Here is a 24,495-nt window from a genome sequence, read left to right as displayed (position 1 = left end):
CCCAAGCGTCGAGTCTCACACAGACACGGACCAGGAGACGACAGCGATGAGGACCTTCCTGACGGCGACCGCGCTCGCCCTGATGACCGCCGGCGCGGCGCAGGCGCAGACCACCGAGCTGCGCGTGCACTATTCCATCCCGACCATCTGGACGGATTCGAAGCAGGCCCTCGAGGCCGCCTTCGAGGCCGCGCATCCGCAGATCGACATCGTCTACGACGGACCCGCCGAGAGCTACGAGGACGGCGTGCAGCGCTTGCTGCGCGAGTCGGTCGCCGGTAACCTCCCCGACGTCGCCTTCGTCGGCCTGAACCTGTGGCGCGTGCTGGAGGCCCGCGACCTGCCGGTTCCGCTCGACGGCTTCCTCGGCGACGACGCGGCGTGGGCCGAGGCCGGCTACACGCCGGCGCTGCGCTCGCTCGGGCAATACGAGGGCGTGCAGCACGCCCTCGCCACCTCCGGCTCGACGCTCGTCATGTACGTCAACCCCGAGCTCGTCGCGCAGGCGGGCGGGTCGATGGAGGACTTCCCCACGACGTTCGACGGCGTCATCGAGCTCGCGGCGAAGATCGACGCGCTGGGCGACGACATCGACGGCATCTGGATCCAGCCGCACGACTGGCGCTTCCAGTCCCTGCTGGGCTCGCACGGCGGGCGTCCGCTCACCGCCGACGAGAGCGACGTCGCCTTCGACGACGAGGCCGGCTACGCGGCGGCCGAGCTGTTCGCGCGGTTCGCGTCGGAAGGCGGCATGCCGAGCTACGGCACCGACCAGGCGCGCCAGGCCTTCCCGGCCGGAACGCTCGGGATCATGCTGGAGTCCTCCTCGCTCCTCGCCCGCTTCGAGCAGGCGTCCGGCGAGAACTTCGACATCGTCGTGAAGCCGCTGCCCGTCGTCGCGCAGAACTCGGAGGCGGTCTACTTCCCCACCGGCGGCTCGGCGGTGGTGATGCTCACCGAGGAGGAGGCCAGCCAGCAGGCCGCCTGGGAGTTCATCGCCTTCGTCACCGGTCCCGAGGGCCAGAAGATCATCGTCGAGAACACCGGCTACGCGCCCGCCAACGGCATCGTGCTCGAGGACGAGGCCTATCTCGGCGCCTGGTACGCGGCGAACCCGAACGCCAAGATCGCCCACGAGCAGGTCGTGACCTACGGCGGCCCCTGGTACGCCTTCCCGGGTCCCGAGGGTGTCGCCGTCACCGACCTGATCGCGGCCTCGCTCGTCGAGGTCACCCAGGGCGCAGAGCCGCGCCCGACGGTAGATGCGCTGGCGGACACGCTGCGCGAGCGGCTCGGCATGAACTGACGCCGGCCGGGCGTCCTCCGGTGCCGGCGCCCGCGGACGGGTGCCGGTGCCTTATCCCGGATCGTCGAGACGCACCACGTCGCCCGGCTTGCGCGCGAGCCGCGCGAGCGCGTCGGCGATGCGCATGCCTGCGATCACCCGATCCGGCGCGATCTCCGCGAGGGGGACGAGCACGAAGGGGCGGGCGAAGAGCTCGGGATGGGGCAGCGTCAGCTCGGCGCCGCGCATGGCGAGATCGCCGTAGTGCAGGACGTCGATGTCGATGACCCGCGGCCCCCAGCGCACCTCGGGCGTGCGCCCGAGCTGGACCTCGAGCGCCTTGCACAGCCGCAGCAGGGCCCGCGGCGGCAGGCTCGTCCAGCCGATCGCGCAGGCATTGAGGAAGTCCTGCTGGTCCTCGCGGCCCCAGGGCGCCGTCCGGTAGACGTGCGAGACCGCCTCGATCGCGAGCCCCGGCGCGGCGCCGAGCCGGGCGAGCGTGGCGCGCAGCGTGGCACGGCTGTCGCCGACGTTGGAGCCGAGCGCGAGCGCGATCGGCGTGCGGCGCACCCGCAGGATCTCGACGCCGGCGTGGTCGATCGACGCCGCGATCGGGGCAGCGGGCTTGCGCACCCGCACGCGCACGTCGAACACGCTCGGGAAGGCGTCGAGCACGCGCCCGGCGATGCGCTCGGCGAGCGTCTCCACGAGCTTGAACGGCCCCGACGCCGAGACCTCGCTCGCGAGCGCGCAGAGCGCGCCGTAGTCGACCGTCGCCTCCGGGTCGTCGCTCCGTGCCGCCTCCTCGACGTCGGTGCCGCAGTCGATGTCGACGTAGAAGCGCTGGCCGAGCCGCGTCTCCTCTGGGAAGACGCCGTGATGCGCGAACAGGCACAGGTTCGAGACGAAGACGCGGTCGGTCATGCCAGCGCTCCCGTGGCGCGCAGCATCGCCAGCGCATCGAAGTGCGGGGCGACGTCGTGCACGCGGATCACCGCCGCGCCGGCGAGGACGCCGGCGATGTTGGTGGCGAGCGTCGCCGGCAGCCGCTCGTCGACGGCACGGCCCAGCAGGCGGCCGAACATCGACTTGCGCGACACGCCGAGCAGGATCGGCCGGCCGAGCGCGGACGACAGCCGCGGCAGCGCGCGCAGGCAGGCGAGGTTCTGCTCCACGGTCTTGCCGAAGCCGATGCCGGGGTCGACGAGGATGCGCGCGCGCGGCACGCCGGCCCGCGCGGCGCGCGCGAGCGCGGCCCCGAGCACGGCCTCGACGTCGGCGACGATGTCGAGATCGGGGTCGACGCTCTCGCGGTTGTGCATGATCACGAGCGCGGCACCCGTCTCCGCGACGGCGTCCGCCATGGCGGGGTCGCGGGCGAGCGCCCAGACGTCGTTGACGATCACCGCGCCCCGCCGCACCGCCTCGCGGGCGACGTCCGCCTTGTAGGTGTCGATCGAGAGCGGCACGGCGAGAACGCGCCCGAGCGCCTCGAGCACCGGAGCGACGCGGGCGAGCTCCTCCGCCGCGTCCACCGCCGTCGCGCCGGGCCGCGTCGATTCCCCCCCGACGTCGATCACGTCCGCCCCCTCCGCCGCCATCGCCCGGGCGCGGGCGATCGCCTCGTCCCGCGCCGCGTGCAGGCCGCCGTCGGAAAAGCTGTCGGGCGTGACGTTGAGGATGCCCATCACGAGCCGCCGCGCAGCGAGGGCGGCGAGGAAGGCGTCGCGGCGGGCGATGCCGGCGGGATCGAGCATGGGCGGCTCCAAGGTGCTCCGGGGGGTGGGTGGCAATCTCCGCGCCTGATTGCGCCGAGCCAGCCCTCCTGCGCAAGGGGGTGCGCGCGCCGTCTCATGGCCGCGCCTCCTCCCGGAGCAGCGTGGACAGCAGCACGAGCCCGCCGACGAGGTACACGGTGCCGCCGACCGCGAGCATCATCACCCCGCCGATCTGCTGGTCGAGGAGGCCGAGGCAGGCCTCGTAGAGCGGGCGCGGGGCGAGCGCCAGCAGCACGCCGAGCAACCCCATGTGCATCGAGGTGAGGAGGAGCGCCCCCACGCCTCCCGCCGCCCGCTCCCGCCGCACCCGCGCCGCGCCGCCCAGCGCCGAGATCCAGACGAGGAGGCCCACCACGAGGAAGGAGGCCTGCTCGGCCAAGAGCATCTCTGGCCGCATCCGCGCCGCATCGTGGGCGGCGGGCGCGTGCCAGCCCCAGATCACGACGAGCTCGAGGAACGCCGCCGGCAGCGGCGCGAACAGGACGGGCGCGCGCGCCGCCGGGTCCCAGCGGCTTCCCGCCAGCCCCGCGGCGATCAACGGGGCCGCGAGCGCGACCACCGCGAGGTGCATCGTCATGTGCGCCCAGAAGCGCGTCATGGCGAGCGCCGGCAGCGGGCCGATCCAGGCGGCGGCGAGGAGGGCGACCCCCGCGCCGAGGAGGAGGAGACGCCGCGCGCTCATCGGGCCGTGCTGTGGCGGGGCCATGGGGTCTCCCGGGCCGGCGCCCACGGGGGACGAGCCGGCGAGGTTCGGGGTTCCACCGTCAAGCCGCGGAAGGGGGGAAGCGTTCCGTGCAGGCGCGACCGGGGCTCAAGGCGTCGTGCCGTCCTGCGTGCGCGCCGCGGTCGGTGCGCTTGCGAGCGAGGGCCTGCCGCTCGGGAGCGCGAGGAAGGCCGCATAGCCGACCGCCGAGACCAGCACGAGCGCCCCCAGCGCGAGCTGGTAGGCCGCAGCGGTCCCGTGGGGTCCCGACAGCGCCGTCACCATCAGGCCGAAGGTCCATTGCCAGAGGAAGACGCCGACGAAGAGCAGCAGGTTGAAGAAGGCGAGCGCCCTGCCCGCCTCGCCGGGGCCGAAGCGCTGGCCGACCAGCGGATGCGTGACGGAGAGCGGCCACGCGGCCACGCAGAACGCGGCGAAGTGATACCATTGCGCCGCGGGACCGAGCAGCGCGATCCACGCCAGCACGCCGATGCCGAGCGGCGTGAAGCGCCGCAGCAGGGCCTCGGCGTCGTCGGGAGAGCGGATGATCCTGGGGCTCAGGTACCCCATCACGAGGAAGACCACGAGCATGATGCCGTTGATCGCCAGGAGCCCGAGGGACGCGCCCCGGACGCTCTCGCCGCCGACGTCGGTCAGCCACGGCCCGATCCACAGCGTCTGGACCGCCACCAGGATGGCGTAGTTGAAGAGGCCCACCGCACCGATCTTCCAGGTGTAGGCGGCGCGCACGATCGAGCCGTAGCTCGCCAGGACACCGCCCGAGCCGGGCAAGCCCGATCGCTCGTGCCGCGGCACGCGAAGGGCGATGACGACGGCGACGACGGCGAAGAGGACGCCGAGCGCCGCGAAGAGCGGACGCCAGCCGAACGCGGTGGCGATGCTCTCCGCGGGCAGCGTGCCCATCACCAGGCCCATGGCGCCCGCCATGAGCATCCACGAATTGATCCGCTGCTGCATCGGCACGGGCGTCCAGAGCCGAGCCGCGGTGAGCGGTGCGATGAGGCAGGCGCTCACCCCGATGCCGCTCAGGAGCCTCGCCCACAAAAGCCCCGGATAGGAGAGGGCCGCTGCGAAGGCGAGGCAGGAGATAGCCGCGATCGAGAGCGACCCGACCATAACCGCACGCACGCCCCAGCGGTCGAGGAACATGCCCATGGGCAGCTGCAGGAGCGCGAAGGAGGCGAAGTACGACCCCGCCAGCAGCCCGAGCTCCGCCGGCGAGACGCCGAAGTCCCGCCCGAAGAACGGCGCGAGCGCGGCGGTAATGCCGCGCAGCAGGGACGACAGCAGGTATCCGGCCGCGAAGACGGCCATCAGGAACACGATCGAGCGGCCGTCGGGCGCGAGGGGAGATCTCAGCTCCATACCGTCAGCGGCTCCTCGGCGCCACGGTAGCCGAGGAACGCGGAGATGGTCAGGCGGTCGGTCCCGGTCCCCGCCAGCACCGCGTGAAGCTTGCGCGCGTTGAACAGGATCAGGTCGCCGTTCTCCGGCTTCACGGCATAATCGTGCGGCCCCAGCTGGTCCAGGGGGATCGCATAGTCGCCACCCCGCTTCTCCAGGAACTCCTCGTCGGAGATCTCCACATCCCACATCGCCAGCTCCCCGCCGATCTCCGGGACGTCGACGTAGACGTTCACGCCGAATTGGCTGATGAGCGAGTCCGCCTCCGGCGTGTCGGGCGCGTGACGTCCGAACATGTCGTGATGCGCCTTGAGCGGAACGCCCGGCTTCATGCTACGCGAGAGGCCCACGAACATCTTCTTGCCGAAGAGCGTCTGGAGCGTGCAGCCCGGGTTCCAGATCTCGTCGACGAGGCACCGGAACGTATCCATCGGGCACGGGTAGGGCGAGCAGGCGCGGCGCAGCAGGTCGATGTTCGCGAGCGCGTTCTTGAAGTAGAAGTCGACGATCTCCGGATCGCGGGCGGTCTCGAAGTACGACATGCCAATACGGCCGACCTGCGGGGCGTTGCGATAGTCGACGTAGCCTGTCGACTTCAGCCCCGTGGAGATCGTGCCGCACGTCTCCTTCGGGATGAAGTCCGGGATGCGCAGCACCTGGATCTCGTTGGCGATCAGGTCGTCGAGATCCCGCTTCGTCAGGGCCTCGGCGACCCGGATCTCTCTCGTCAGCGTATCGAGCATCTGCTTAGCTCCAGTACGTCAGTGGCTGGTCGTCGCCGCGGTAGCCGATGAAGAAGGAGACCGCGACGCGCGCGCGATCGCGAGGCGACGCGACGGCGTGGATCTTGCGGGAATCGAAGATGAGCAGATCGCCGCGACCCGGCTTGACCACGACGTCCGGAGGCGGAAGGTCGTGGATCTCGATCCCGTATTGACCCTTGCGTCGCTCGTCGAATTCCTCGGTGCTCATGCCACGGTGCCACATGAGCAGCTCGCCGCCCCGTTCCGGGACCTCGAAGTAGATGTTGGCTGCGAACTGGGCCAGGAGGGACTCGGCCTCCTCGCGTCCGGGAGCGTCCTCCGCGAAGATGTCGTGATGCGCGAGGAAGGTCGTGTTCGGCTCGACCATGCGTGACAGGCCGACGAACATCTTCCGGCCGTAGATCGTCTGCAAGTTCGCCCCCGGCTGCCAGATCTCGTCGAGCAGGCAGCGCAGCGTGTCGAGGGGAGATCCGAGCGGCTGGCAGGCGCTGCGGAACGCGTTCTGGTTCTCCCGTGCGATCCGGAAGTAGTCCTCGATGAGGTCGGGCTGGTTCTCGGTCTCGTAGAAGGCCATCCCGATGCGGCGGACCTGGTCGACGTTGATGTACGGCTTGAAGCCGAGATCGACCTGCCCCTTTGAGATGACGTCGCAGGCTGTCTCGTTGGCAAAGGCCTCGACCTGTACCACGCGGATCCGCCCGGCGGCGAGGGCCTTGAGATGATCCGCATGCAGGCCGAATGCATGGGTACGGATGACGTGCTCGCTGCCTCGGGACCGGTCGTAGCCCTCGACGGCCTCGGCGTCGGGTGAAAGAACGATGTCCATTGGTCCTCCAAGCTGATTTCCTGACGACTTCGTCGGCGAAGCTCGGGCGAGTTCGGAACGGTGCGACTGGGCGGAACGCCCTTGGACGAACTTTAAAATCAAAGATGGTATTGCGATAATCACGCATGCTGACATTCTGTCGTGAGGATTCTTCACGAATGATCGTCGCCCCTCCTGCTCGGCGGCTCCGCCGTTCGTCAGGAGCGCCCGTTGGTAGGTGAGCGCTTTTCAGTTATCGTGCGGTGCGAACGGACGGAGAGGCGGCGCGAGACGGTTTGGGCCATCCATGAAGACGTCTCTCGTCCCGAGCATCTCCCTCTTCGTCCGGCTCGTCGCTCTCGGCTCCTTCGCGGCCGTCGCGGACGAATACGGGTACACCGCGTCCGCCGTCTCCAAGCTGGTCAGCCGCTTGGAGGAGCGGCTCGGCGTGAAACTGCTCCACCGCACGACGCGCAGGCTGTCGCTGACGCCCGAAGGCGAGATCTTCCTCTCTCACGCCCGCCGGATCATGGCGCTGGAGGAGGCGATCGAGGCCGATCTGTCGCTGGCGGTCGGCACGCCGCGCGGGCATCTGCGCGTGAATTGCGGCACCGCCTTCGCGCGCCACAAGCTCACGCGCCTCCTGCCGCGGTTCCTCGAGACGCATCCGGGCATCACGGTGGAGGTCTCGGTCAGCGATCGCCGCATCGACCCGATCCGGGAACAGATGGACGTCACGATTCGGGTAGGGACGTCGAGCGACAGCGACCTCGTCGCGGTCCGCCTCGGCACGGTTCGACGGATCATCGCCGCGAGCCCGCGCTATTGCGCGATCCATGGTCGGCCGAGCCGGCCGGACGACCTCATGCGCCACGCCTGCCTCCTGCTCTCCGGCTTCGCCGAGCAGGCGGTCTGGCCCATGCGGCTGGACGGCGAGCGCCGGGACATCGTCGTGAGCGGCCCGGTCACGTCCGACAGCGCCGACGTGCTGCTGCAGATGGCGCTCGACGGCGTCGGCATCATCCGCCTTGGCGACTTCCTGGGCGAGGAGGCTCTGGCGACGGGCGCCCTGATCGAGCTGTTCGCGGGGGAGCACGACGACGACCCCAAGCCGCTCACGGCGCTGGTTCTCCCGAGCCGGCGGACCATTCCGAGGGTCCGGGCCTTCGTGGACTTTCTGAAAGGAGAGCTGTAGCGACGGGCGCAGGACGCGGTTACGTGCCGAACTGCGGAGGATCGCCTCGCCGCCGTGGCGCTCCCTAGGGGACTCGAACCCCTGTTTTCGCCGTGAGAGGGCGACGTCCTGGGCCACTAGACGAAGGGAGCTGGCCGGCGCGAGGCCGTTCGTATATCCAGGCCCCGCGGGCGGCACAAGTCCCCCCGCGTCGATTTTCGAAAAAAGTTCGGGCCGCCGGTCCGGAAGGCGAGGACGCTTGGTTCAGGGACGGACGGTCGAGGACGAGATCGCGCAAGAGATCGAGGACGAGGTGCTGGCGCCGTCGCCGGGCGAGGAGCGGCGCGCGCACGTGCACGAGGGCCCGCCCGAGCGGCTCGACCGCGTGCTCGCCCGCGCCTTCCCCGATCTCTCGCGGGCGCGGGTGCAGGACCTGATCCGCGCGGGACATGCCGGCCTCGACGGCCGGCCGGTGGCGAACCCCTCGGCCAAGGTGGCGGACGGCGCGACGCTCGCCCTCGTCGTCCCACCGCCCCTGCCGGCGGAGCCGGAGCCGGAGGCGATCCCGCTGTCGATCGCCTGGGAGGACGACGACCTCGTCGTGATCGACAAGCCGGCGGGCCTCGTCGTGCATCCCGCCGCGGGGCACGAGACCGGCACGCTCGTCAACGCGCTCCTCGCCCATTGCGGGGAGAGCCTCTCGGGCATCGGCGGCGTGCGGCGCCCGGGCATCGTGCACCGGCTCGACAAGGACACGTCCGGCCTCCTCGTCGTGGCGAAGAACGACGCCGCGCACAAGGCGCTCGCCGCCCAGTTCGCCGACCACGGCCGCACCGGGCCGCTCGAGCGCGAGTACGTCGCGATCGTCTGGGGTGCGCCGGGGCGGCCGCACGGCACGATCGACGCGCCGGTCGGGCGGAGCACGATCAACCGCGAGAAGATGGCCGTCGTCGCCGCGGGCAAGGGCCGCGAGGCGATCACGCACTGGGAGGTCGAGGAGACCTATCCGGGAGCGGACGGGACGCCGGTCGCGACGCGGGTGCGCTGCGCGCTCGAGACTGGGCGCACGCACCAGATCCGCGTGCACATGGCGCATGCGGGCCACCCGCTGCTCGGCGACGCGCTCTACGGCGCGGGCTTCCGCACCAAGGCCGCGCGGCTCTCCGAGGCGGCCCGCGCGGCGCTGGCGGCGCTCGATCGCCAGGCGCTCCACGCCGCCGTTCTGGGCTTCGCGCATCCGCGCACGGGCGAGACCCTGCGCTTCGAGAGCGCGCCGCCGGCCGACCTCGCCCGGCTCCTCGCCGCGCTGGAGGCCGGGTGAGGCCGGGTCCCCTCAGTCCGCCGTCGGCAGGCGGCGCATGGTGAACTCGATCAGCCCGTCGTCGAGCACGCGCCAGCTCTCGACGCGGGTCATGTAGGCGGCCTTGGGGTAGCGGGCGAACCAGTCCCGCGCGGTCTCGCGCGCCTGATCGCGCGGCAGGCGATAGGTCTGCCGCGCGAAGGCGTCGCCGTGGGAGACGATCGCGGCGCCCTCTCCCCGCTCCCCGGCGCGCTCCGCCGCCCGCGCGCCGAAGCGCCGGGCGAGATCGGCGGGGGTGCGCGGCGTGCGCGCCATGGGCGTCGCCTCCTGCTGCGGTGTGCGAACGCCTGAAGATGTAGGGTCTCGCGGCCGAAGAGTCGAATCGCGACCTGCACCGATCGCCCGCCGCACGGGCCCCCGGGCCCCACCCCGCACACCGCCGCCGTCCGCTGCCGCCGTCCGCTGCCGGCGGCGGGGCGTATTTTCCTTCCGCGCTCGCGTTCCCAGGAACGGCACCTCGGTTTTCGCGTTGGCCGGCGGAACCGTCGAGGGTGCGCCACGTTCGCCGAGCATCTTCTTCAGCCCTCGCGCCGTGCCCACGGCGAGGTTCCGCAGGGAGCGTTTATGACGAAGACCTACCTGATCACCGGCGGCATGGGCTTCATCGGCCGCGCGCTCGCCGCCGAGCTGACGGCGCATGGTCACGCGGTGCGCCTGCTCGACAGCCTCGTCGAGCAGGTTCACGGCGAGATCCGCGGCGCCGGTGCGCCCCCGGTCCCCGACGGCTGCGACTTCATCCGCGCGGACGTGCGTGACGCCGACGCGGTGCGTCGCGCGATCGCCGGCGTCGACGGCGTCTTCCACCTCGCGGCGGAGGTGGGCGTCGGCCAGTCCATGTACGAGATCGAGCGCTACACGAGCGCCAACGACGTCGGCACCGCGGTGCTGCTCCAGGAGCTGATCGAGCAGCCGGTGGAGCGCGTCGTCGTCGCCTCCTCCATGAGCGTCTACGGCGAGGGCTGGTACCGTGCGCCCGACGGTTCGCGCATCGGCGACGCGCGGCGCGATCGGCGCGCCATCGAGGCCGGGCGCTGGGACCCCGTCGTCGGCAACGCCGCGCTGACCCCGATCGCCACCGACGAGACCAAGCCCGTCGACCTCGCCTCGATCTACGCGCTCGGCAAGTACGCGCAGGAGCGCGCGGTGATGATCGCCTGCCCGGCCTACGGCATGGAATGCGTGGGCTTGAGGCTCTTCAACGTGTTCGGACCGGGCCAGGCGCTGTCGAACCCCTACACGGGCGTGCTCGCCAACTTCGCCGCGCGCTACCTCAACGGCGAGGCGCCGACGATCTTCGAGGACGGGCAGCAGAAGCGCGACTTCGTCCACGTCGAGGACGTCGCCCGCGCCTTCCGGCTGGCCATGGAGACCCCCGCGGCGAACGGCGAGGTGATCAACGTCGGCTCGGGGCACGCCTACACGGTCTGCGACGTCGCCCGCCTGCTCGGCGAGGCGATGGACGCCGAGATCGATCCCGAGATCCTCGGCAAGTCCCGCGCAGGCGACATCCGCCACTGCTTCGCGGACATCGGCAAGGCGCGCGAGATCCTCGGCTTCGAGCCGCGGCTCCGGCTGGAGACGGCGCTCGGTCCCCTCGTCGCATGGGTCGCCTCGCAGAAGACGGCCGATCGCGGCGCCGAGATGCGCCGCCATCTGGAAGCCAGAGGGCTCGTGACGTGACGCGCGACGCGGGTCCCTCTCCCCTCGTCGTCGTCGGCGGCGCCGGCTTCGTCGGCGCGAACCTCGCCCAGAGCGAGCTCGACGCGGGCGGCCGCGTCACCATCGTGGACACCCTCGCCCGGCCCGGTGTCGAGCGCAATCTCGCCTGGCTGGAGGCGCGCCACGGCGATCGTGTGCGGCACGTCCGCGCCGACGTCCGCGACGCCGCCGCGCTCGAAGGCGCGATCGCCGGTGCGCGTGGCGTCGTCCACCTCGCGGCGCAGGTCGCGGTGACGACGTCGCTGGCGGACCCCATGGAGGACTTCTCCGTCAACGCCGCCGGTACGCTCGGCCTGCTCGAGGCGGTGAGGCGGACGAACCCGCGGGTGCCGGTGATCTTCGCCTCGACGAACAAGGTCTACGGCGACCTCTCGGGGCATGCGATGCACGAGGGCGCGGAGCGCTGGGCACCCGCGGACGCCGATCTCGCGGCGCACGGCGTGCCGGAGGCGCAGCCGCTCGATTTCCACACGCCCTACGGCTGCTCGAAGGGCGTGGCGGACCAGTACGTGCTCGACTACGCCCGCTCCTTCGGGCTGCGCACGGCCGTGATGCGCATGAGCTGCGTCTACGGCCCGCGCCAGTTCGGCACCGAGGACCAGGGCTGGGTCGCGCATTTCCTCATCCGCGCGCTGCGGGCGGAGCCGATCACGATCTTCGGCGACGGCAAGCAGGTGCGCGACGTGCTGCACGTGTCGGACGCGGTCGCGGCCTACCGCGCCGCGCTCGAGCGCATCGACGCCGTGCGGGGCCGCGCCTTCAACCTGGGCGGCGGGCCCGCGAACGCGGTGAGCCTGCGTGCGGTGATCGAGGCGATCGAGGATCTCGCCGGCCCCGTCCGGCTGGAGCGCGCCGACTGGCGCCAGGGCGACCAGCTCTGGTTCGTCGCCGACACGCGCGCCATCGGGCAAGCGCTCGGCTGGCGCGCCCGCACCGGCTGGCGCGAGGGCCTCGCCGATCTCGCCCGCTGGCTCGCGACACAGGACTTCCTGCGCGAGGGCGCCCCCGGCGCCGCACGCCAGACGCCCGAAAGGAGGCTCACGGCATGAAGGTGGCGCTCGTCAACCCGGCCTGGAGCTACGACGGCTCGATCTATTTCGGCTGCCGACACGAGCATCTGCCGCTCGAGCTCGGCTATTCCAAGGCTCTGCTCGAGGAGGCGGGCAACGAGGTGCTGATGCTCGACGGCCAGCTGATGCGCGCCGGCAACGCCGCGCTCGCAGCCGAGGTCGCCGACTTCCGGCCCGCGATGACGGTGGTCGCCACCGCGCCGACCTACCTGTTCTGGCGCTGCGCCCCGCCCGAGCTGCGCGTGCCCGCCGAGTTCCTCGCGGCGCTCGACGGACGCGGCGGACGCACGGTCGCGGTGGGCCCGCACGGCTCGGCGACGCCCCGGCCCACGCTCGAGAAGCTCGGCGTCGAAGCGGTCGTGCGGGGCGAATGCGAGGAGACGCTCGTGAAGCTCGCGGCGACGGCCGAGTGGGACCGCGTCGACGGCGTCGCACGCCTCGTCGACGGGGAGCTCGTCAGCCGCGGGCCGACGATGGCGAGCCCCTTCGTCGACCATGCGCCGCTGCGCTGGCCGCGGGAATGGCTCGAGCACCACCCGCACCACCACCACCGCTTCGACGAGGGCCCCTTCGTCGGCTTCGGCGCGGAGGTCGAGGCATCCCGTGGCTGCCCATACGAGTGCGCCTTCTGCGCCAAGATCGACTACCGCGACAAGTACCGCCGCCGGAAGCTCGATCACGTGCTCGCCGAGATCGACGGGCTGATCGAGCAGGGCGTCGGCTATCTCTACTTCATCGACGAGATCTTCCTGCCGCAGAAGGCGCTGCTCGAGGCGCTGATCGATCGCCCCGTCGTCTTCGGCGTGCAGACGCGCATCGACCTCTGGAAGCCCGACCTGCTCGAGCTGCTCGGCGAGGCGGGCTGCGTCTCCATCGAGGCTGGGCTCGAGAGCCTCACCGAGGAAGGGCGCGCGATGCTGGCCAAGCGCTGCCGCATGGACACGCCCGAGCTCGCGGCGCTGCTGGTGAAGGCGCGCGCGCACGTGCCCTTCGTGCAGGCGAACCTGATCGGCACGCCGACCGATTCCAAGGAGATCGTCGCCCATTGGCGCGAGCACCTCATCTCGCGCGGCGTGTGGGCGAACGACCCCGTGCCGCTCTACCCCTATCCGTCGTCCCCCTCCTACCGGGACCTCTGGGGGATGCCGGACGACCGGGCCTGGGAGCGGGCGCACGAGCACTATCTCGCCGCCTTCGATCGCTTCAGCGACATCCAGGACGAGCGGCCCCGGCCGCTTCCGGAGCTCGAGAGCGCCTGCTGCGGGTTGCGCGCATGACCCGTGCGCCCCACTCCGCTCCCCGGCGCATCCTCGTCACCTGCGACGCCGTCGGCGGGCTGTGGCGCCACGCGCTCGACATGGCCCGCGCGCTCGCGCGGCACGACGTCGAGGTCGTGCTCGTCGCCTTCGGGCCGGAGCCCGTGGCCGAGCAGCGCGAGGAGGCGCGCGCGGTGCGCGGCCTGACGCTGCTCTGGTTCGACCATCCGCTCGACTGGCTCGCCGGCGACGAGACGGCGCTCGCGGGCGTGCCCGCCGTCATCGACGGCGTCGCCGAGGTCTACGACGTCGACCTCCTGCACCTGAACTATCCCTCGCAGGCGCGCGGGCTCGTCACCGGCCGGCCCGTGGTCGCCATGTCGCATTCCTGCCTCGCGACCTGGTGGGAGACGATGCGCGACGGGCCGATGCCCGACGCCTTCGCGCTGAACCGGAGGCTCGTGCACGAGGGCCTCGCCCGCGCCGACCGCGTGCTCGCCCCGAGCCGCAGCCATGCGAACGCCCTGCGGCGCGCCTACGGACCGATCCCCGGTCTCGCCGTCGTGCACAACGCGCGCTACCCGACCCCGGCGCCCGGCGACACCCGCGACGACGGCCCGGCGGGCGTCGTGCGCGCCTGCGCGGTCGGGCGATGGTGGGACGAGGCGAAGAACGCCGACGTCCTCGACGCCACGGCCGCGCGGGCGACGACGCCGATCGCGGCGATCGGCCCGACCGAGGGCCCCCAGGGACAGCGCGTCGGCTTCGTCCATGTCGAGGCCCGCGGCACGCTCTCGGCGCAGGACACCTGCACAGCCCTCGCCCACGCGGGCGTCTTCGTCTCGCCGGCGCGCTACGAGCCTTTCGGACTCGCCGTGCTCGAGGCGGCGCAGGCGGGCTGCGCGCTCGTTCTCTCCGACATCCCCACCTTCCGCGAGGTGTGGGACGGCGCGGCGCTCTTCGTCGAGGCCGACGACGCGGACGGCTTCGCCGAGGCGATCGACACCATCGCCGCAGACCCCCGCCTGCGGGCCGCGCGCGTGGCGCTCGCGCGCGAGCGCGCCGAGGCCTACGCGCCGACGGCCCAGGCGGCGCGGCTCCTCGACGTCTATGCCGAGGTCCTGGCGAACGCCCCCGACGATCCCCTGCGATCGCCCCCCTCCTCCCTGGTCGAGACGACGTGATGCGCTTCGTCTTCTACACGCACTCGCTCACCTCCGACTGGAACCACGGCAACGCGCACTTCCTGCGCGGCGTGATGCGCGAGCTCGTCGCGCGCGGCCATTCGGCTACCGCGCTCGCCCCCTTCGACGCCTGGAGCCGGGCGAACCTCGTCGCCGACCAGGGCTTCCGTGCTCTCGACCGCTTCGCGCACGACTTCCCCGAGCTCGACGAGCGGCTCTGGGAGGACGGCTTCGACCACGCCGCGGCACTGGACGGTGCCGATGTCGTCGTCGTGCACGAGTGGACCGATCCCGCGCTCGTCGCCGAGATCGGCCGGCTGCGCCGGGAGGGCGCGCCCTTCACGCTGCTGTTCCACGACACGCACCATCGGGCGGTCTCCGCGCGGAGCGCGATCGCCGGGCTCGCGCTCGCCGACTACGACGGCGTGCTCGCCTTCGGCGAGACGCTCGCCGCGCGCTACCGCGCCGCCGGCTGGGGCCGGCAGGTCCGGGTCTGGCACGAAGCCGCCGACACGCGGCTGTTCCGGCCGATGCCGGAGGTCGAGAAGACCGGCGACCTGATCTGGATCGGCAACTGGGGCGACGGCGAGCGCGACGCGCAGCTGCGGGAATTCCTGGTCGAGCCGGTCCGCGACCTGGGGCTCGTGGCCGAGGCGCGCGGCGTGCGCTACCCGCCCCACGCGCGGTCCGCGCTCGACGAGGCCGGCATCGCCTACGGCGGCTGGATCGCCAACGCGGACGCACCCGAGGCCTTCGCCCGCCACCGCGTCACGGTCCACGTGCCGCGACGGCCCTACGTCGAGAGCCTGCCGGGCATCCCGACGATTCGCCCCTTCGAGGCGCTCGCCTGCGGCATCCCCCTCGTCTGCGCCCCCTGGGACGACGCCGAGGGCCTGTTCCGCCCGGGCGAGGACTACCTCGTGGCGCGAGACGGCGACGAGATGCGCGCTGCCCTGCGCGCCATTCTCGGCGATCCGGAGCGCGCCGCGGCGCTCGCCGCATCCGGGCTCGAGACCATCCGTGCCCGCCACACCTGTTCCCACCGCGTCGACGAGCTGATCGGCATCCTCGCCGATCTTCGCGTCGACCACCGCGACACGGAGACCGCACCGTGAAGATCGCCTTCTATGGGTCGAGCCTCCTGTCGTCCTACTGGAACGGCGCCGCCACATACTACCGGGGCCTCCTGAAGGCGCTCGCCGCCCACGGCCACGAGATCACCTTCTACGAGCCGGACGCGTTCGACCGGCAGGCGCACCGCGACATGGACGAGCCGCCCTGGGCGCGCGTCGTCGTCTGGCAGGCCAGCCCCGAGGGCCTGCGCGGCGCCGCAGCGCGGGCGGCGCAGGCGGATGTCGTGATCAAGGCGAGCGGCGTCGGCTACGCGGACGACGCGCTGCTCGAGGCCGTGATGGGCGCCGCGCGCGCCGACGCGGTCAAGCTGTTCTGGGACGTCGACGCGCCGGCGACGCTCGCCGAGATGGCCGCCGACGAAAGCCACGCGGTGCGCCGCATGCTTCCGCGGCTCGACGCGGTGATGACCTACGGCGGTGGCGTGCCGGTGGTGACCCGCTACGAAGGCTTCGGGGCCCGCGCCTGCCGGCCGATCTACAACGCGCTGGACCCCGACACCCACCACCCGGTGACGCCGAACCCGCGCTTCTCCGCCGATCTCGCCTTCCTCGGCAACCGGATGCCCGACCGCGAGGCGCGGGTGCGCGCCTTCTTCCTGGAGCCCGCGGCGGCGGCGCCGGAGAAGAGCTTCCTCCTCGGCGGCTCCGGCTGGGAGCCGTGGCAGCTCTCGGACAACGTCCGCGCCATCGGTCACGTCGGCCAGGGCGACCACAACGCCTTCAACGTCACGCCCAAGGCGGTCCTCAACGTCAACCGCGAGAGCATGGCCCATGTCGGGTTCTCGCCGCCCACCCGCGTCTTCGAGGCGGCGGGCGCCGGCGCCTGCCTGATCACCGACCATTGGGAGGGCGTGGCGGAGTTCTTCGCGCCGGGCGAGGAGATCCTCGTCGCCCGCGACGGCGCCGACGTCGCCGAGATCATGGCCTGGCTGACACCCGCCGACGCGCGGCGCATCGGCGGCTGCGCCCTCGACCGGGCGCTGCGCGACCACACCTACGCGACGCGGGCGGTGGAGGCGGACGCGATCCTGCGGGCGCTCGCCGGCGCCGAGGGGCGCGCAGGAGCCGCGGCATGACGAAGCCCCTCCACATCGTCGTCCTGGGCCTGTCGCTGTCCTCGTCCTGGGGCAACGGCCACGCGACGACCTTCCGCGCGCTCCTGCGCGGCGCGGCGGATCTCGGCCACCGGATCACCTTCCTCGAGCGCGACGTGCCCTGGTACGCGGACCACCGCGACCTGCCCGACCCGGATTTCTGCGACCTGCACCTCTATCCGGACCTCGCCGCCCTCGAGGCCCATGCAGCGACGATCCGCGATGCGGACGCCGTCATCGTCGGCTCCTACGTGCCCGACGGGCCCGCCGTCGTCGATCGCGTGCTGGAGCTCGCCCGGGGCGTCGTCGCCTTCTACGACATCGATACGCCGGTGACCCTGGCGCAGCTCGCGCGCGGCGAGACGCCGTCGCTCGAGGCACGCCAGATCCCGCTCTTCGACGTCTACTTCTCCTTCACCGGCGGCCCGACCCTGGACCGGCTCGAGCGCGACCTCGGCGCGCGGGCGGCGCGTGCGCTCTACTGCTCGGTCGAGCCGGAGCGCTACCGCCCGACCGGCGAGCCCTACGAATGGGACCTCGGCTATCTCGGCACCTACTCGCCGGACCGGCAGCCGACCCTGGAGCGGCTCCTGATCGAGCCCGCCCGGCGCCTGCCGGGCAAGCGCTTCGTCGTCGCCGGGCCGCAATATCCCGACGACATCGCCTGGCCCGAGAACGTCACGCGCATCCCCCACCTGCCGCCGGCGGAGCACCCGTCCTTCTACGCCCGCCAGCGCTTCACGCTCAACGTGACGCGGGCGGACATGATCGCCGCCGGCTGGGCGCCGAGCGTGCGGCTGTTCGAGGCGGGCGCCTGCGCCACCGCCGTCGTCGGCGACGATTGGGAAGGTCTCGGCACGCTCCTGCCGGACGGCGAGGCGATGCTCGTCGCGCACGAGACCGAGGACGTGGTGCGGATACTCGGGGAGCTGCCCGCCATGCGGCGCGACGCGATCGCGGCGCGGGCGCGCGCGATCGTCCTCGGCGCGCACACGGGCACCGCCCGTGCGCGCGAGCTCGTCGCCGGTCTCGTCGAGGCCCGCGCCGCCCGCGAAGCGCAGGCACGGAAAAAAGTCGCCGGCCTGTGAGCCGGGCATGCATCTTCTCTCCGGCCCGGTGCGTTGGGGCGTGGAAATCCACCCGATGCCCCGAGGGATCGGCGACTTTCGGAAAGGTGATCCAGTATGAATACTTTCCGCCAACATAGCAAGACGCGCTCCCGCGCCGTCCTCGTCGCCGGCGGCGCCGGCTTTCTCGGCTCGACTCTCTGCGAGCGCCTGATCGCCGACGGCGAGCGCGTGATCTGCCTCGACAACATGCAGACGGGAACGACCGGGAACCTCGCCGCGCTCGCCCGGGAGCCGCGGTTCTCCCTCGTCGAGCAGGACGTCTGCGACCCCGTCCCGCGGTCGCTCGAGGTGGATGCGGTCTTCAACCTCGCCTGCGCCGCCTCCCCGCCGCGCTACCAGGCCGACCCCGTCCATACGATGATGACGTGCGTGATGGGCACGCACCATCTGCTCGATCATTGCGCCGCGCACGGGGCGCGCTTCGTCCAGGCCTCGACCAGCGAGGTCTACGGCGATCCGCGCGAGCACCCGCAGCGCGAAGACTACTGGGGTCACGTCAACCCGATCGGCCCGCGCGCCTGCTACGACGAGGGCAAGCGCGCCGCCGAGACGCTGTGCTTCGACTATCGCCGCGGCAAGGGTGGCGGAGGCGCCGTCGACGTGCGCGTCGCCCGCATCTTCAACACCTACGGCCCGCGCATGCGCCCCGACGACGGTCGGATCGTCTCGAACCTGATCTGCCAGGCGCTCGCCGACCAGCCGCTGACGATCTACGGCACCGGCGAGCAGACGCGTTCGTTCTGCTACGTCGACGACATGATCGAGGGGCTGGTGCGGCTCATGCGCGTCGATCCCGCCCCGGACGGGCCGGTCAACCTGGGCAATCCCGGGGAGTTCACCATCCTCGAGCTCGCCGAGATGGTCCTCGATCTCGTCGAGACCACCTCGCGTGTCGCACACGAGCCGCTGCCGACCGACGACCCGCAGCGCCGCCGCCCGGACGTGTCGCGCGCCGAGACGCACCTGGGGTGGCGCCCGACGACGCCGCTTTCGGCGGGCCTGCCACCGACGATCGACTGGTTCGCCGGTCTCGTACAGCACCGGCGCGCCGATCGGCGCGCCCCGGTGGCGGAGGCGAGCGCGCTGCACGGCGTCGCCTGAGGGCGTGCGCGAACCGATCACACTCGCGTGACCGGTCCGCGAAGCCCACGGGGAAAGACCCGTCGCGGGGCTGTCCGCGGCGGAAAGCCGCGCTATCCTCATTGCAGCCGTTCCGATCCGGACACTCCGATCCGGAGATCGTGCCGGACGCGCCAGCCCGAGGGGGACCCCGTGACGCTCAGCCCGACCCGCATCGCCGCCGTGACCGGCCTCGCCGCCCTTCTCGCCGCCCCGTTGGCCCTCGCGCCACTCGTCCTCACGCCGGGTGCGCTGGCGCAGGGCGACCCGATCGCCGAGCGCCAGGAGATCATGAAGGGGGTCGGCAACGCGACCCGCAGCGGCGTGCAGATGGTCCGCGGCGAGGCGCCCTTCGACCTCGACACCGCGCGCGAGACCTTCGCCGTCTACATCGACGCGTCCGAGCGCATGCCCGGCCTCTTCCCGGACGGGACGCAGACCGGCGGCGACACCGAGGCCGCCCCGGCGATCTGGGAGCGCAAGGACGATTTCGAGGCGCTGTTCGCGGAGTTCGGCGAGCGCGCCGCGGCCGGCCTGGAGGCGACGACGGACGAGGCGACCTTCCAGGCCGCGCTCGGCACCGCGACGCAGTCCTGCCGGACCTGCCACGAGCAGTTCCGGATCGACAATTGAGCGGCCACGGGGCCGCGCGCATGATCGACGCGCTCCAGAAGGCGGCCGTGGTCGCGGCGACGCTCGCGGTGCTCGCCGCCTTCGGCTTCTTCCTGCTCACCGATCCGGACCTGGACGGCACCGGCCTCGAGCGCCCGCCCGGCGGGGAGGCCGATCTCGCCAACGGCGAGACGCTGTTCTGGGCCGGCGGCTGCGCCTCCTGCCACGCCACGCCGGGAGGGGAGGACCCGCTGCATCTCGGCGGCGGGCTCGCGCTCGAGACCGACTACGGCACCTTCAACGTCCCCAACCTCTCGCCGTCGCGCGACGGCATCTTCGGCTGGACGACGGCGCAGTTCGTGCGCGCCATGCGCGGGGGCGTCTCGCCGGACGGGGAGCACTACTACCCTTCCTTCCCGTATACGTCCTACGCCCGCATGGCGGCCGCGGACCTGAGGGATCTCCACGGCTTCCTGATGACGCTCGAGCCCGTGGACGGCACCGTCCCGGACCACGACCTGCACTTCCCCTACTCGATCCGGCGCGGCGTCGGCCTTTGGAAGCTCGCCTACCTCGACGCAGAGCCCTTCGCGGCGCCAGAGGGCATGGACCCGCTCCTCGCCCGCGGCGCCTACCTCGTCGAGGGGCCCGGGCACTGCGCCGAATGCCATTCGCCCCGCGATGCGCTCGGCGCGATCCGCGAGGAGGCCCGTTTCGCCGGCGGCCCGAACCCGGAGGGGCGCGGCTTCATCCCCAACATCACGCCCCACGAGACGGGGATCGGCGGCTGGTCGCGCGCGGAGATCGTCGAGCTGCTCGCGAGCGGCTTCACGCCGGAGTTCGACGTGATCGGCGGCTCGATGGCCGCCGTCGTCGACAACACCGCGCGCCTCTCCGGTGAGGACCGCGAGGCGATGGCGGCCTACCTGCTCTCGCTGCCGCCGCGCCCCGAGACTCCGCGGGAGTGACGCGCGCCGCGGCGGTAGAGCGTGCGGCTGACGTAGTCCTTCGTCGGCCCGCGGACGCGGTGGACGATCCGCAAGCTGGCGTCGGGCTCGAAGCGATAGGTGCTCTCGTAGGTGTCGGCGCCGCAGAGATGCGCGGCCCTCCCGACGAGGGCATCACCCTGCGGCACGGGCAGGATGCGGTGGAACAGGCGCCGCGGCGTCTCGTCGAAGAGGACGTCGAAGCCGCCGAGCGCGGGGCGGAAGACGTAGCGCCGCTCGGCCCGCAGCCCCCGCCCGTCCGCGAGCACGAGCGTGCCGCTCTCCGCATAGGCGACCTCGCCGCCGCCGATGGGCGTGAAACGCGCGGAGCCGCGCAGGGTCGCCAGGCCCTCGACGACGCGGTCGATCGTCCAGCAGCCGTCCAGTGCGGCGAGCACGGTCTCGGGCGCGTCCCAGGACAAGACTCACGGACCGTCAGGACCGCGCGCCCGCCGACGCCTGCGCGCCGGTGGCGCCAGGCTCGGCCGGCTGGCCGGCGCTCGAGGTGGCCGTGCTCGGGGTGGCCGCGCTCTTGGGGGCGCTGCCGGGCGCGTCGGCGTCGGCCTCCCGGCCGGCCTCCGGAGAGAGCCGCCCGGCCGAGCGCCTGACGCGGGCATCGACGACCTGCGCACGGTGGGCGAGATCGCCGGCCTCGTCCGCGGCCTTGCGCCCGCCGCGCGTACGCTCCGCCCGGGCCGTCGCGAGCGCGCCTTCGAGCGAGCCCTTCTCGGCCTTGAGGACCTCGATCCGCTCGTTGAGAGCGCGCAGCGCCGTCTCGTGCGCGGCGCCGAGCGCGCGCTCGCGGGCCTGAATCTCGCCGATGCGCGCCTCGAGCCGCGCGGCGGTCTCCTGCGCCGCCGCCAAGGCGGCGTGAGCGTCGGCGGCGATGGCGCGGGCGAGGTCGCGCTCACCGCGCGTCTCGGCGAGCTCGGCGGCGCGGGTGGCGGCGCTGGCAGCCTCGCGCTCGGCAGCGGCCGTCGCCTCGGCGAAGCGCCGGTCGAGAACGGCGCCGCGAGCCTGCTCGTCGGCGAGCGCCGCGCGGGTCTGCTCGTGGGCGGTCCGCTCCGCCGCGAGCTCGACGCGGCGGTCGGCCAGGCGCTTGTCGAGATCGTCGCCGCGGCGCGTCTGGGTCGTCAGCCGCGTCTCGAGATCGGCGATGGCGATGCGCCGGGCGTCGTTCTCCTGGAGCGTGGCGTCGTGGCGCGCGGCGAGGTCGGCATGCGTGCGCTTGAGCTGGGCGAAGGCCTCGCGGGTGTCGGCGAGGTCGCCACGGGTATCGGCGAGGGTCGCCTCGGTCTCGGCGAGGCTCGTGCGCGTCTGCGCGAGATCGGCCTCGAGCGCGGCGATGCGCGCGTCCCGATCGGCGACGTCGCGGCCGAGCGCCTCGATGCGCACGGCGCGCCGCCCGAGCTCGGCGAGGTCGGCGTGCTTTCCGGCGAGCGTCGCCTCGAGCCGCTGCTCGATCCGGCGCTCGCGCAGGGCGAGCTGCGCGCGCAGATGATCGCGCTCGGCGTTGAGCTCGACGAGGGAGCGCGGCAGCTGGGCCTCGAGGCGCCGGCGCGCGAGCCGATCCGCGCGCGCCGCGAGCGCGGGCGCCATCAGCAGCGCCAGGAAGGTCGCCGCCAGGAACCCCAGCGCTATGAACATCGCGGCTTCGATCACGCGTCGCCTTCCGAGGCACGGGACAGCATGCGTCAGTTACGCCAAACGCACGCGCGACGCCAGCGTTGCAGCGGACCGCGTGCCCCTAGAAGGGATTCCAGGTGGGTTGCGCCGTGAACTTCAAGTATCCCAGGTTGACTCCGAGCCGCGCGCCCACGCCGGTGCGGATCGGCACGACCACCATGTTGTCCGCCATCAGCGCCGTCATCCCGACGCCGCCGACGAGGTAGGCCGAGCCGTCGATGCCGACGAAGCGGCGGTAGAGCGCCTCCGTGGCGGGGAGGTTGTAGACGAGCATCATCGTGCGCGCGCCGTCGCCGCCGACATCGAAGCCGAGCGTCGGCCCCTGCCAGAACACCGGGCGCTGGCCGGCGTTGCGGGTGTAGAGCGTGCCCTCGCCGTAGCGCAGGCCGCCGAAGAAGGCGCCCGACCCCTCCTGCCCGAGGATGTAGCCGTTCGGCTGGCCCCAGCGGGAGACCGCCTGCTCGATCGCGAGCGCGATGCCGCGCGAGGTCGAGCCGAAGAAGCGGTGGCCGGCCTCGATGGTCTCGGCGGTGGTGTAGGTCTGGGTGTCGCGCATGATCTGCGCGTTGGTCGCCCGCGGATCGTTCGGCTGCGCGGCCACGACGTTCGGCGCGACGAGCACCAGCGCCGCGACGAGGGCGGCCACCGCGGGAGCAGCGGGCGCGAGACGGGCGAGGCTCGCGAGGACCTTTCGGGCGGCGCGCATGTCTTCGTCTCCGGCGTTTTGGCCGATCGCTACAATTCGAACGGTCGGCTCGACGTGATCTTCAGCCATGATGGCCATGTTTGCGGCCGACACGGGGCGGGGCCGCGCACGCGGCTCGCGGCAGGGAAGAATTCGCTCGAGATGCACAACAGACCCTTAACGCTGGCGGCGCTCGCGCTCGTCCTGGCGACGCTCCCGGCGGGCGAGAGCCGCTCGGCGAGCGCCGCGCGCGCGGGGACCGACGGCGGCTCGCTGCTCGCCGCGCTGCCGCATGCGATCGGCGTGACGGAGCAGGTGGCGTTCCATGCGCTGTCGGGCTTCGCGCTCGACGGGCTCGACCCGGTCTCCTACTTCCTCCCCGAGGGCCCTCGGGCGGGGCGGGGCGCCTACGAGCTGATCTGGAGCGGTGCCGCCTGGCGCTTCCATTCCGCCTCGAACCGCGCCGCCTTCGCGGCCGGGCCGGAGCGCTTCGCCCCGCGGCTCGGCGGCTACGACCCCGTGGCGCTGGCGCGCGGGCGCCTGGCGGCGGGCCGACCGGACCTCCACCGCGTGGTCGACGGCAGGCTCTACCTGTTCCACGACGCGCAGAGCCTCGCGCACTTCGACGCGATCGCGGCGGGCGCGGTCCTCGTGGAGGCCGAGCAGGCCTGGCCACGGGTCTCGGCGGGGCTGGTCGATCCGGCGGGGGGACGCTGACCGGCGCGTGGCTCGCGCCCTCGTGACGGCTTTGCAACGCGACGCCTTGCGGTTACCAAGGGCGGTGGCGCACGCGCGCCCGAATCGCATGCGGCGGCGCCCTCGCTGGAGGCCGTCGCCGCTCGCCGCCCAGGTCCCGCGGAGGTCCCCATGGCCACGGTCTCGCTCGACTCCCTCGATCTCGCCGCGCTCCTGTGCTCGCGCGTGTGCCACGACGTGATCAGCCCCGTGGGCGCGATCGTCAACGGCCTCGAGGTGATGGAGGAGGAAGGCGGCGACGCCGAGATGAAGGAGTTCGCGCTCGACCTCATCCGCAAGAGCGCGCGCCAGGCCTCCGCCCGCCTCCAGTTCGCCCGCATCGCCTTCGGCGCCGCGGGCTCGGCGGGCGCGGCCATCGACCTCGGCGATGCGGAGAGCGTGGCGAAGGGCTTCTTCACCGACGATCGCACGACGCTGACCTGGACGGCGCGGCGCATGCTGCTGCCGAAGAACCGGGTGAAGCTGCTCCTCAACCTCCTCGTCATCGCCGCCCAGGGCATCCCCCGCGGCGGCGCGATCGACGTGACGGTGGGCGGCGACGAGACCACCTCGACCTTCATGGTCAAGGCGCAGGGGCGCAACGCCCGCATTCCCACGCACGCCCCCGCGCTCGTGCGCGGCGAGGCGGAGGACGGCACGGTCGACGCGCACGCGATCCAGACCTACTACACCGGGCTCGTCGCCCGCGCCGCCGGCATGAGCATCGACTTCGCGCTCGACGGCGAGACGCTGACGATCACCTCGGCCCCGGCCTGACGGGTCGCCGCCGAA

25 protein-coding genes and 1 tRNA gene are annotated in these 24,495 nt (G+C 72.5%); 15 read left to right on the top strand and 11 right to left on the bottom strand.

The window, feature by feature from the left end:
* Positions 1–46: 46 nt before the first annotated feature.
* Positions 47–1,306, top strand: coding sequence for an extracellular solute-binding protein (locus ACTZWW_RS06320; protein ID WP_444780093.1), 1,260 nt, complete (start codon positions 47–49; stop codon positions 1,304–1,306).
* A gap of 51 nt (positions 1,307–1,357) precedes the next feature.
* Here the strand turns inward: ACTZWW_RS06320 and folK are convergent, their stop codons facing one another.
* The 6 genes from folK to ACTZWW_RS06290 form a co-directional block, all read right to left on the bottom strand.
* Positions 1,358–2,209, bottom strand: coding sequence for a 2-amino-4-hydroxy-6-hydroxymethyldihydropteridine diphosphokinase (gene folK / locus ACTZWW_RS06315; RefSeq protein ID WP_444780092.1), 852 nt, complete (start codon positions 2,207–2,209; stop codon positions 1,358–1,360).
* Positions 2,206–3,042 carry a dihydropteroate synthase gene (gene folP, locus ACTZWW_RS06310; protein WP_444780091.1) on the bottom strand — a complete coding sequence of 279 codons (837 nt, stop codon included), beginning with the start codon at positions 3,040–3,042 and terminating at the stop codon, positions 2,206–2,208. The genes folK and folP overlap by 4 nt, the downstream gene beginning before the upstream one ends.
* Positions 3,043–3,136: 94 nt before the next feature.
* Complete coding sequence (locus ACTZWW_RS06305; RefSeq protein ID WP_444780090.1) at positions 3,137–3,769, bottom strand: cytochrome c oxidase assembly protein; 633 nt, start codon at positions 3,767–3,769, stop codon at positions 3,137–3,139.
* 105 nt (positions 3,770–3,874) lie between these two features.
* Positions 3,875–5,152 carry an MFS transporter gene (locus tag ACTZWW_RS06300; protein WP_444780089.1) on the bottom strand — a complete coding sequence of 426 codons (1,278 nt, stop codon included), beginning with the start codon at positions 5,150–5,152 and terminating at the stop codon, positions 3,875–3,877.
* Entirely contained in the window at positions 5,143–5,934 is a 792-nt protein-coding gene (locus ACTZWW_RS06295) for a 2OG-Fe(II)-dependent halogenase WelO5 family protein (protein ID WP_444780088.1), read from the bottom strand. Before ACTZWW_RS06295 ends, ACTZWW_RS06300 begins: the two co-directional genes overlap by 10 nt.
* 4 nt (positions 5,935–5,938) lie before the next feature.
* On the bottom strand, positions 5,939–6,937 hold the full coding sequence (locus tag ACTZWW_RS06290) for a 2OG-Fe(II) oxygenase (RefSeq protein ID WP_444780087.1): 999 nt from the start codon (positions 6,935–6,937) through the stop codon (positions 5,939–5,941).
* 130 nt (positions 6,938–7,067) lie between these two features.
* On the opposite strand from ACTZWW_RS06290, the gene ACTZWW_RS06285 reads away from it, so the two are divergent.
* Positions 7,068–7,955, top strand: a complete 888-nt coding sequence (locus tag ACTZWW_RS06285; RefSeq protein ID WP_444780086.1) for a LysR family transcriptional regulator — start codon at positions 7,068–7,070, stop codon at positions 7,953–7,955.
* 55 nt (positions 7,956–8,010) lie between these two features.
* On the opposite strand, the gene ACTZWW_RS06280 is transcribed toward ACTZWW_RS06285, so the two are convergent.
* Positions 8,011–8,086, bottom strand: a tRNA-Glu gene (locus ACTZWW_RS06280).
* Positions 8,087–8,250: 164 nt separating this feature from the next.
* Between ACTZWW_RS06280 and ACTZWW_RS06275 the strand changes: the two genes are divergently transcribed.
* Positions 8,251–9,255 carry an RluA family pseudouridine synthase gene (locus ACTZWW_RS06275; RefSeq protein WP_444780122.1) on the top strand — a complete coding sequence of 335 codons (1,005 nt, stop codon included), beginning with the start codon at positions 8,251–8,253 and terminating at the stop codon, positions 9,253–9,255.
* 12 nt (positions 9,256–9,267) lie between these two features.
* Here ACTZWW_RS06275 and ACTZWW_RS06270 read toward each other — a convergent pair whose 3' ends face one another.
* Positions 9,268–9,549: a hypothetical protein gene (locus ACTZWW_RS06270; protein WP_444780085.1), complete on the bottom strand. Its 282-nt coding sequence runs from the start codon at positions 9,547–9,549 to the stop codon at positions 9,268–9,270.
* A gap of 309 nt (positions 9,550–9,858) precedes the next feature.
* Between ACTZWW_RS06270 and ACTZWW_RS06265 the strand changes: the two genes are divergently transcribed.
* From ACTZWW_RS06265 to ACTZWW_RS06220, 10 genes are all read left to right on the top strand, one after another.
* The gene (locus ACTZWW_RS06265) at positions 9,859–10,974 is read left to right on the top strand and encodes an NAD-dependent epimerase/dehydratase family protein (RefSeq protein ID WP_444780084.1); all 1,116 of its coding nucleotides are present in this window, start codon (positions 9,859–9,861) and stop codon (positions 10,972–10,974) included.
* The gene (locus ACTZWW_RS06260; protein ID WP_444780083.1) at positions 10,971–12,062 is read left to right on the top strand and encodes an NAD-dependent epimerase/dehydratase family protein; all 1,092 of its coding nucleotides are present in this window, start codon (positions 10,971–10,973) and stop codon (positions 12,060–12,062) included. Before ACTZWW_RS06265 ends, ACTZWW_RS06260 begins: the two co-directional genes overlap by 4 nt.
* Complete coding sequence (locus ACTZWW_RS06255) at positions 12,059–13,360, top strand: TIGR04295 family B12-binding domain-containing radical SAM protein (protein WP_444780082.1); 1,302 nt, start codon at positions 12,059–12,061, stop codon at positions 13,358–13,360. Before ACTZWW_RS06260 ends, ACTZWW_RS06255 begins: the two co-directional genes overlap by 4 nt.
* Positions 13,357–14,523, top strand: coding sequence for a glycosyltransferase family 4 protein (locus ACTZWW_RS06250; protein WP_444780081.1), 1,167 nt, complete (start codon positions 13,357–13,359; stop codon positions 14,521–14,523). Before ACTZWW_RS06255 ends, ACTZWW_RS06250 begins: the two co-directional genes overlap by 4 nt.
* On the top strand, positions 14,523–15,638 hold the full coding sequence (locus ACTZWW_RS06245) for a CgeB family protein (protein WP_444780080.1): 1,116 nt from the start codon (positions 14,523–14,525) through the stop codon (positions 15,636–15,638). The genes ACTZWW_RS06250 and ACTZWW_RS06245 overlap by 1 nt, the downstream gene beginning before the upstream one ends.
* A complete protein-coding gene (locus ACTZWW_RS06240; RefSeq protein ID WP_444780079.1) occupies positions 15,635–16,732 on the top strand; it encodes a CgeB family protein in 1,098 nt (365 codons plus the stop codon). The genes ACTZWW_RS06245 and ACTZWW_RS06240 overlap by 4 nt, the downstream gene beginning before the upstream one ends.
* Entirely contained in the window at positions 16,729–17,838 is a 1,110-nt protein-coding gene (locus tag ACTZWW_RS06235) for a CgeB family protein (protein WP_444780078.1), read from the top strand. The genes ACTZWW_RS06240 and ACTZWW_RS06235 overlap by 4 nt, the downstream gene beginning before the upstream one ends.
* Before the next feature lie 96 nt (positions 17,839–17,934).
* Entirely contained in the window at positions 17,935–18,981 is a 1,047-nt protein-coding gene (locus tag ACTZWW_RS06230) for a UDP-glucuronic acid decarboxylase family protein (RefSeq protein WP_444780077.1), read from the top strand.
* 171 nt (positions 18,982–19,152) lie between these two features.
* Positions 19,153–19,632 (top strand): c-type cytochrome, encoded by a 480-nt coding sequence (locus ACTZWW_RS06225; protein WP_444780076.1) that lies wholly within the window; start codon positions 19,153–19,155, stop codon positions 19,630–19,632.
* 20 nt (positions 19,633–19,652) lie between these two features.
* A complete protein-coding gene (locus tag ACTZWW_RS06220; RefSeq protein WP_444780075.1) occupies positions 19,653–20,579 on the top strand; it encodes a c-type cytochrome in 927 nt (308 codons plus the stop codon).
* Here ACTZWW_RS06220 and ACTZWW_RS06215 read toward each other — a convergent pair.
* The 3 genes from ACTZWW_RS06215 to ACTZWW_RS06205 all read right to left on the bottom strand — a co-directional run bounded on the left by ACTZWW_RS06215 (position 20,534) and on the right by ACTZWW_RS06205 (position 22,989).
* Positions 20,534–21,019, bottom strand: coding sequence for a DUF6314 family protein (locus ACTZWW_RS06215; RefSeq protein WP_444780074.1), 486 nt, complete (start codon positions 21,017–21,019; stop codon positions 20,534–20,536). The two genes, ACTZWW_RS06220 and ACTZWW_RS06215, sit on opposite strands and share 46 nt — an antisense overlap.
* 13 nt (positions 21,020–21,032) lie before the next feature.
* Positions 21,033–22,259, bottom strand: a complete 1,227-nt coding sequence (locus ACTZWW_RS06210) for a hypothetical protein (protein WP_444780073.1) — start codon at positions 22,257–22,259, stop codon at positions 21,033–21,035.
* An 85-nt stretch (positions 22,260–22,344) separates the two neighbouring features.
* On the bottom strand, positions 22,345–22,989 hold the full coding sequence (locus ACTZWW_RS06205; RefSeq protein WP_444780072.1) for a DUF1134 domain-containing protein: 645 nt from the start codon (positions 22,987–22,989) through the stop codon (positions 22,345–22,347).
* A gap of 141 nt (positions 22,990–23,130) precedes the next feature.
* Here ACTZWW_RS06205 and ACTZWW_RS06200 point away from each other — a divergent pair, with 141 nt between their 5' ends.
* On the top strand, positions 23,131–23,685 hold the full coding sequence (locus ACTZWW_RS06200; RefSeq protein WP_444780071.1) for a YHS domain-containing (seleno)protein: 555 nt from the start codon (positions 23,131–23,133) through the stop codon (positions 23,683–23,685).
* Positions 23,686–23,835: 150 nt separating this feature from the next.
* Entirely contained in the window at positions 23,836–24,480 is a 645-nt protein-coding gene (chpT, locus tag ACTZWW_RS06195) for a histidine phosphotransferase ChpT (RefSeq protein WP_444780070.1), read from the top strand.
* Positions 24,481–24,495 lie beyond the last annotated feature (15 nt).

This window comes from Salinarimonas sp. NSM, from assembly GCF_052380005.1.
Classification (GTDB): domain Bacteria; phylum Pseudomonadota; class Alphaproteobacteria; order Rhizobiales; family Beijerinckiaceae; genus Salinarimonas.
This window is presented reverse-complemented; position numbering and strand designations above follow the sequence as displayed.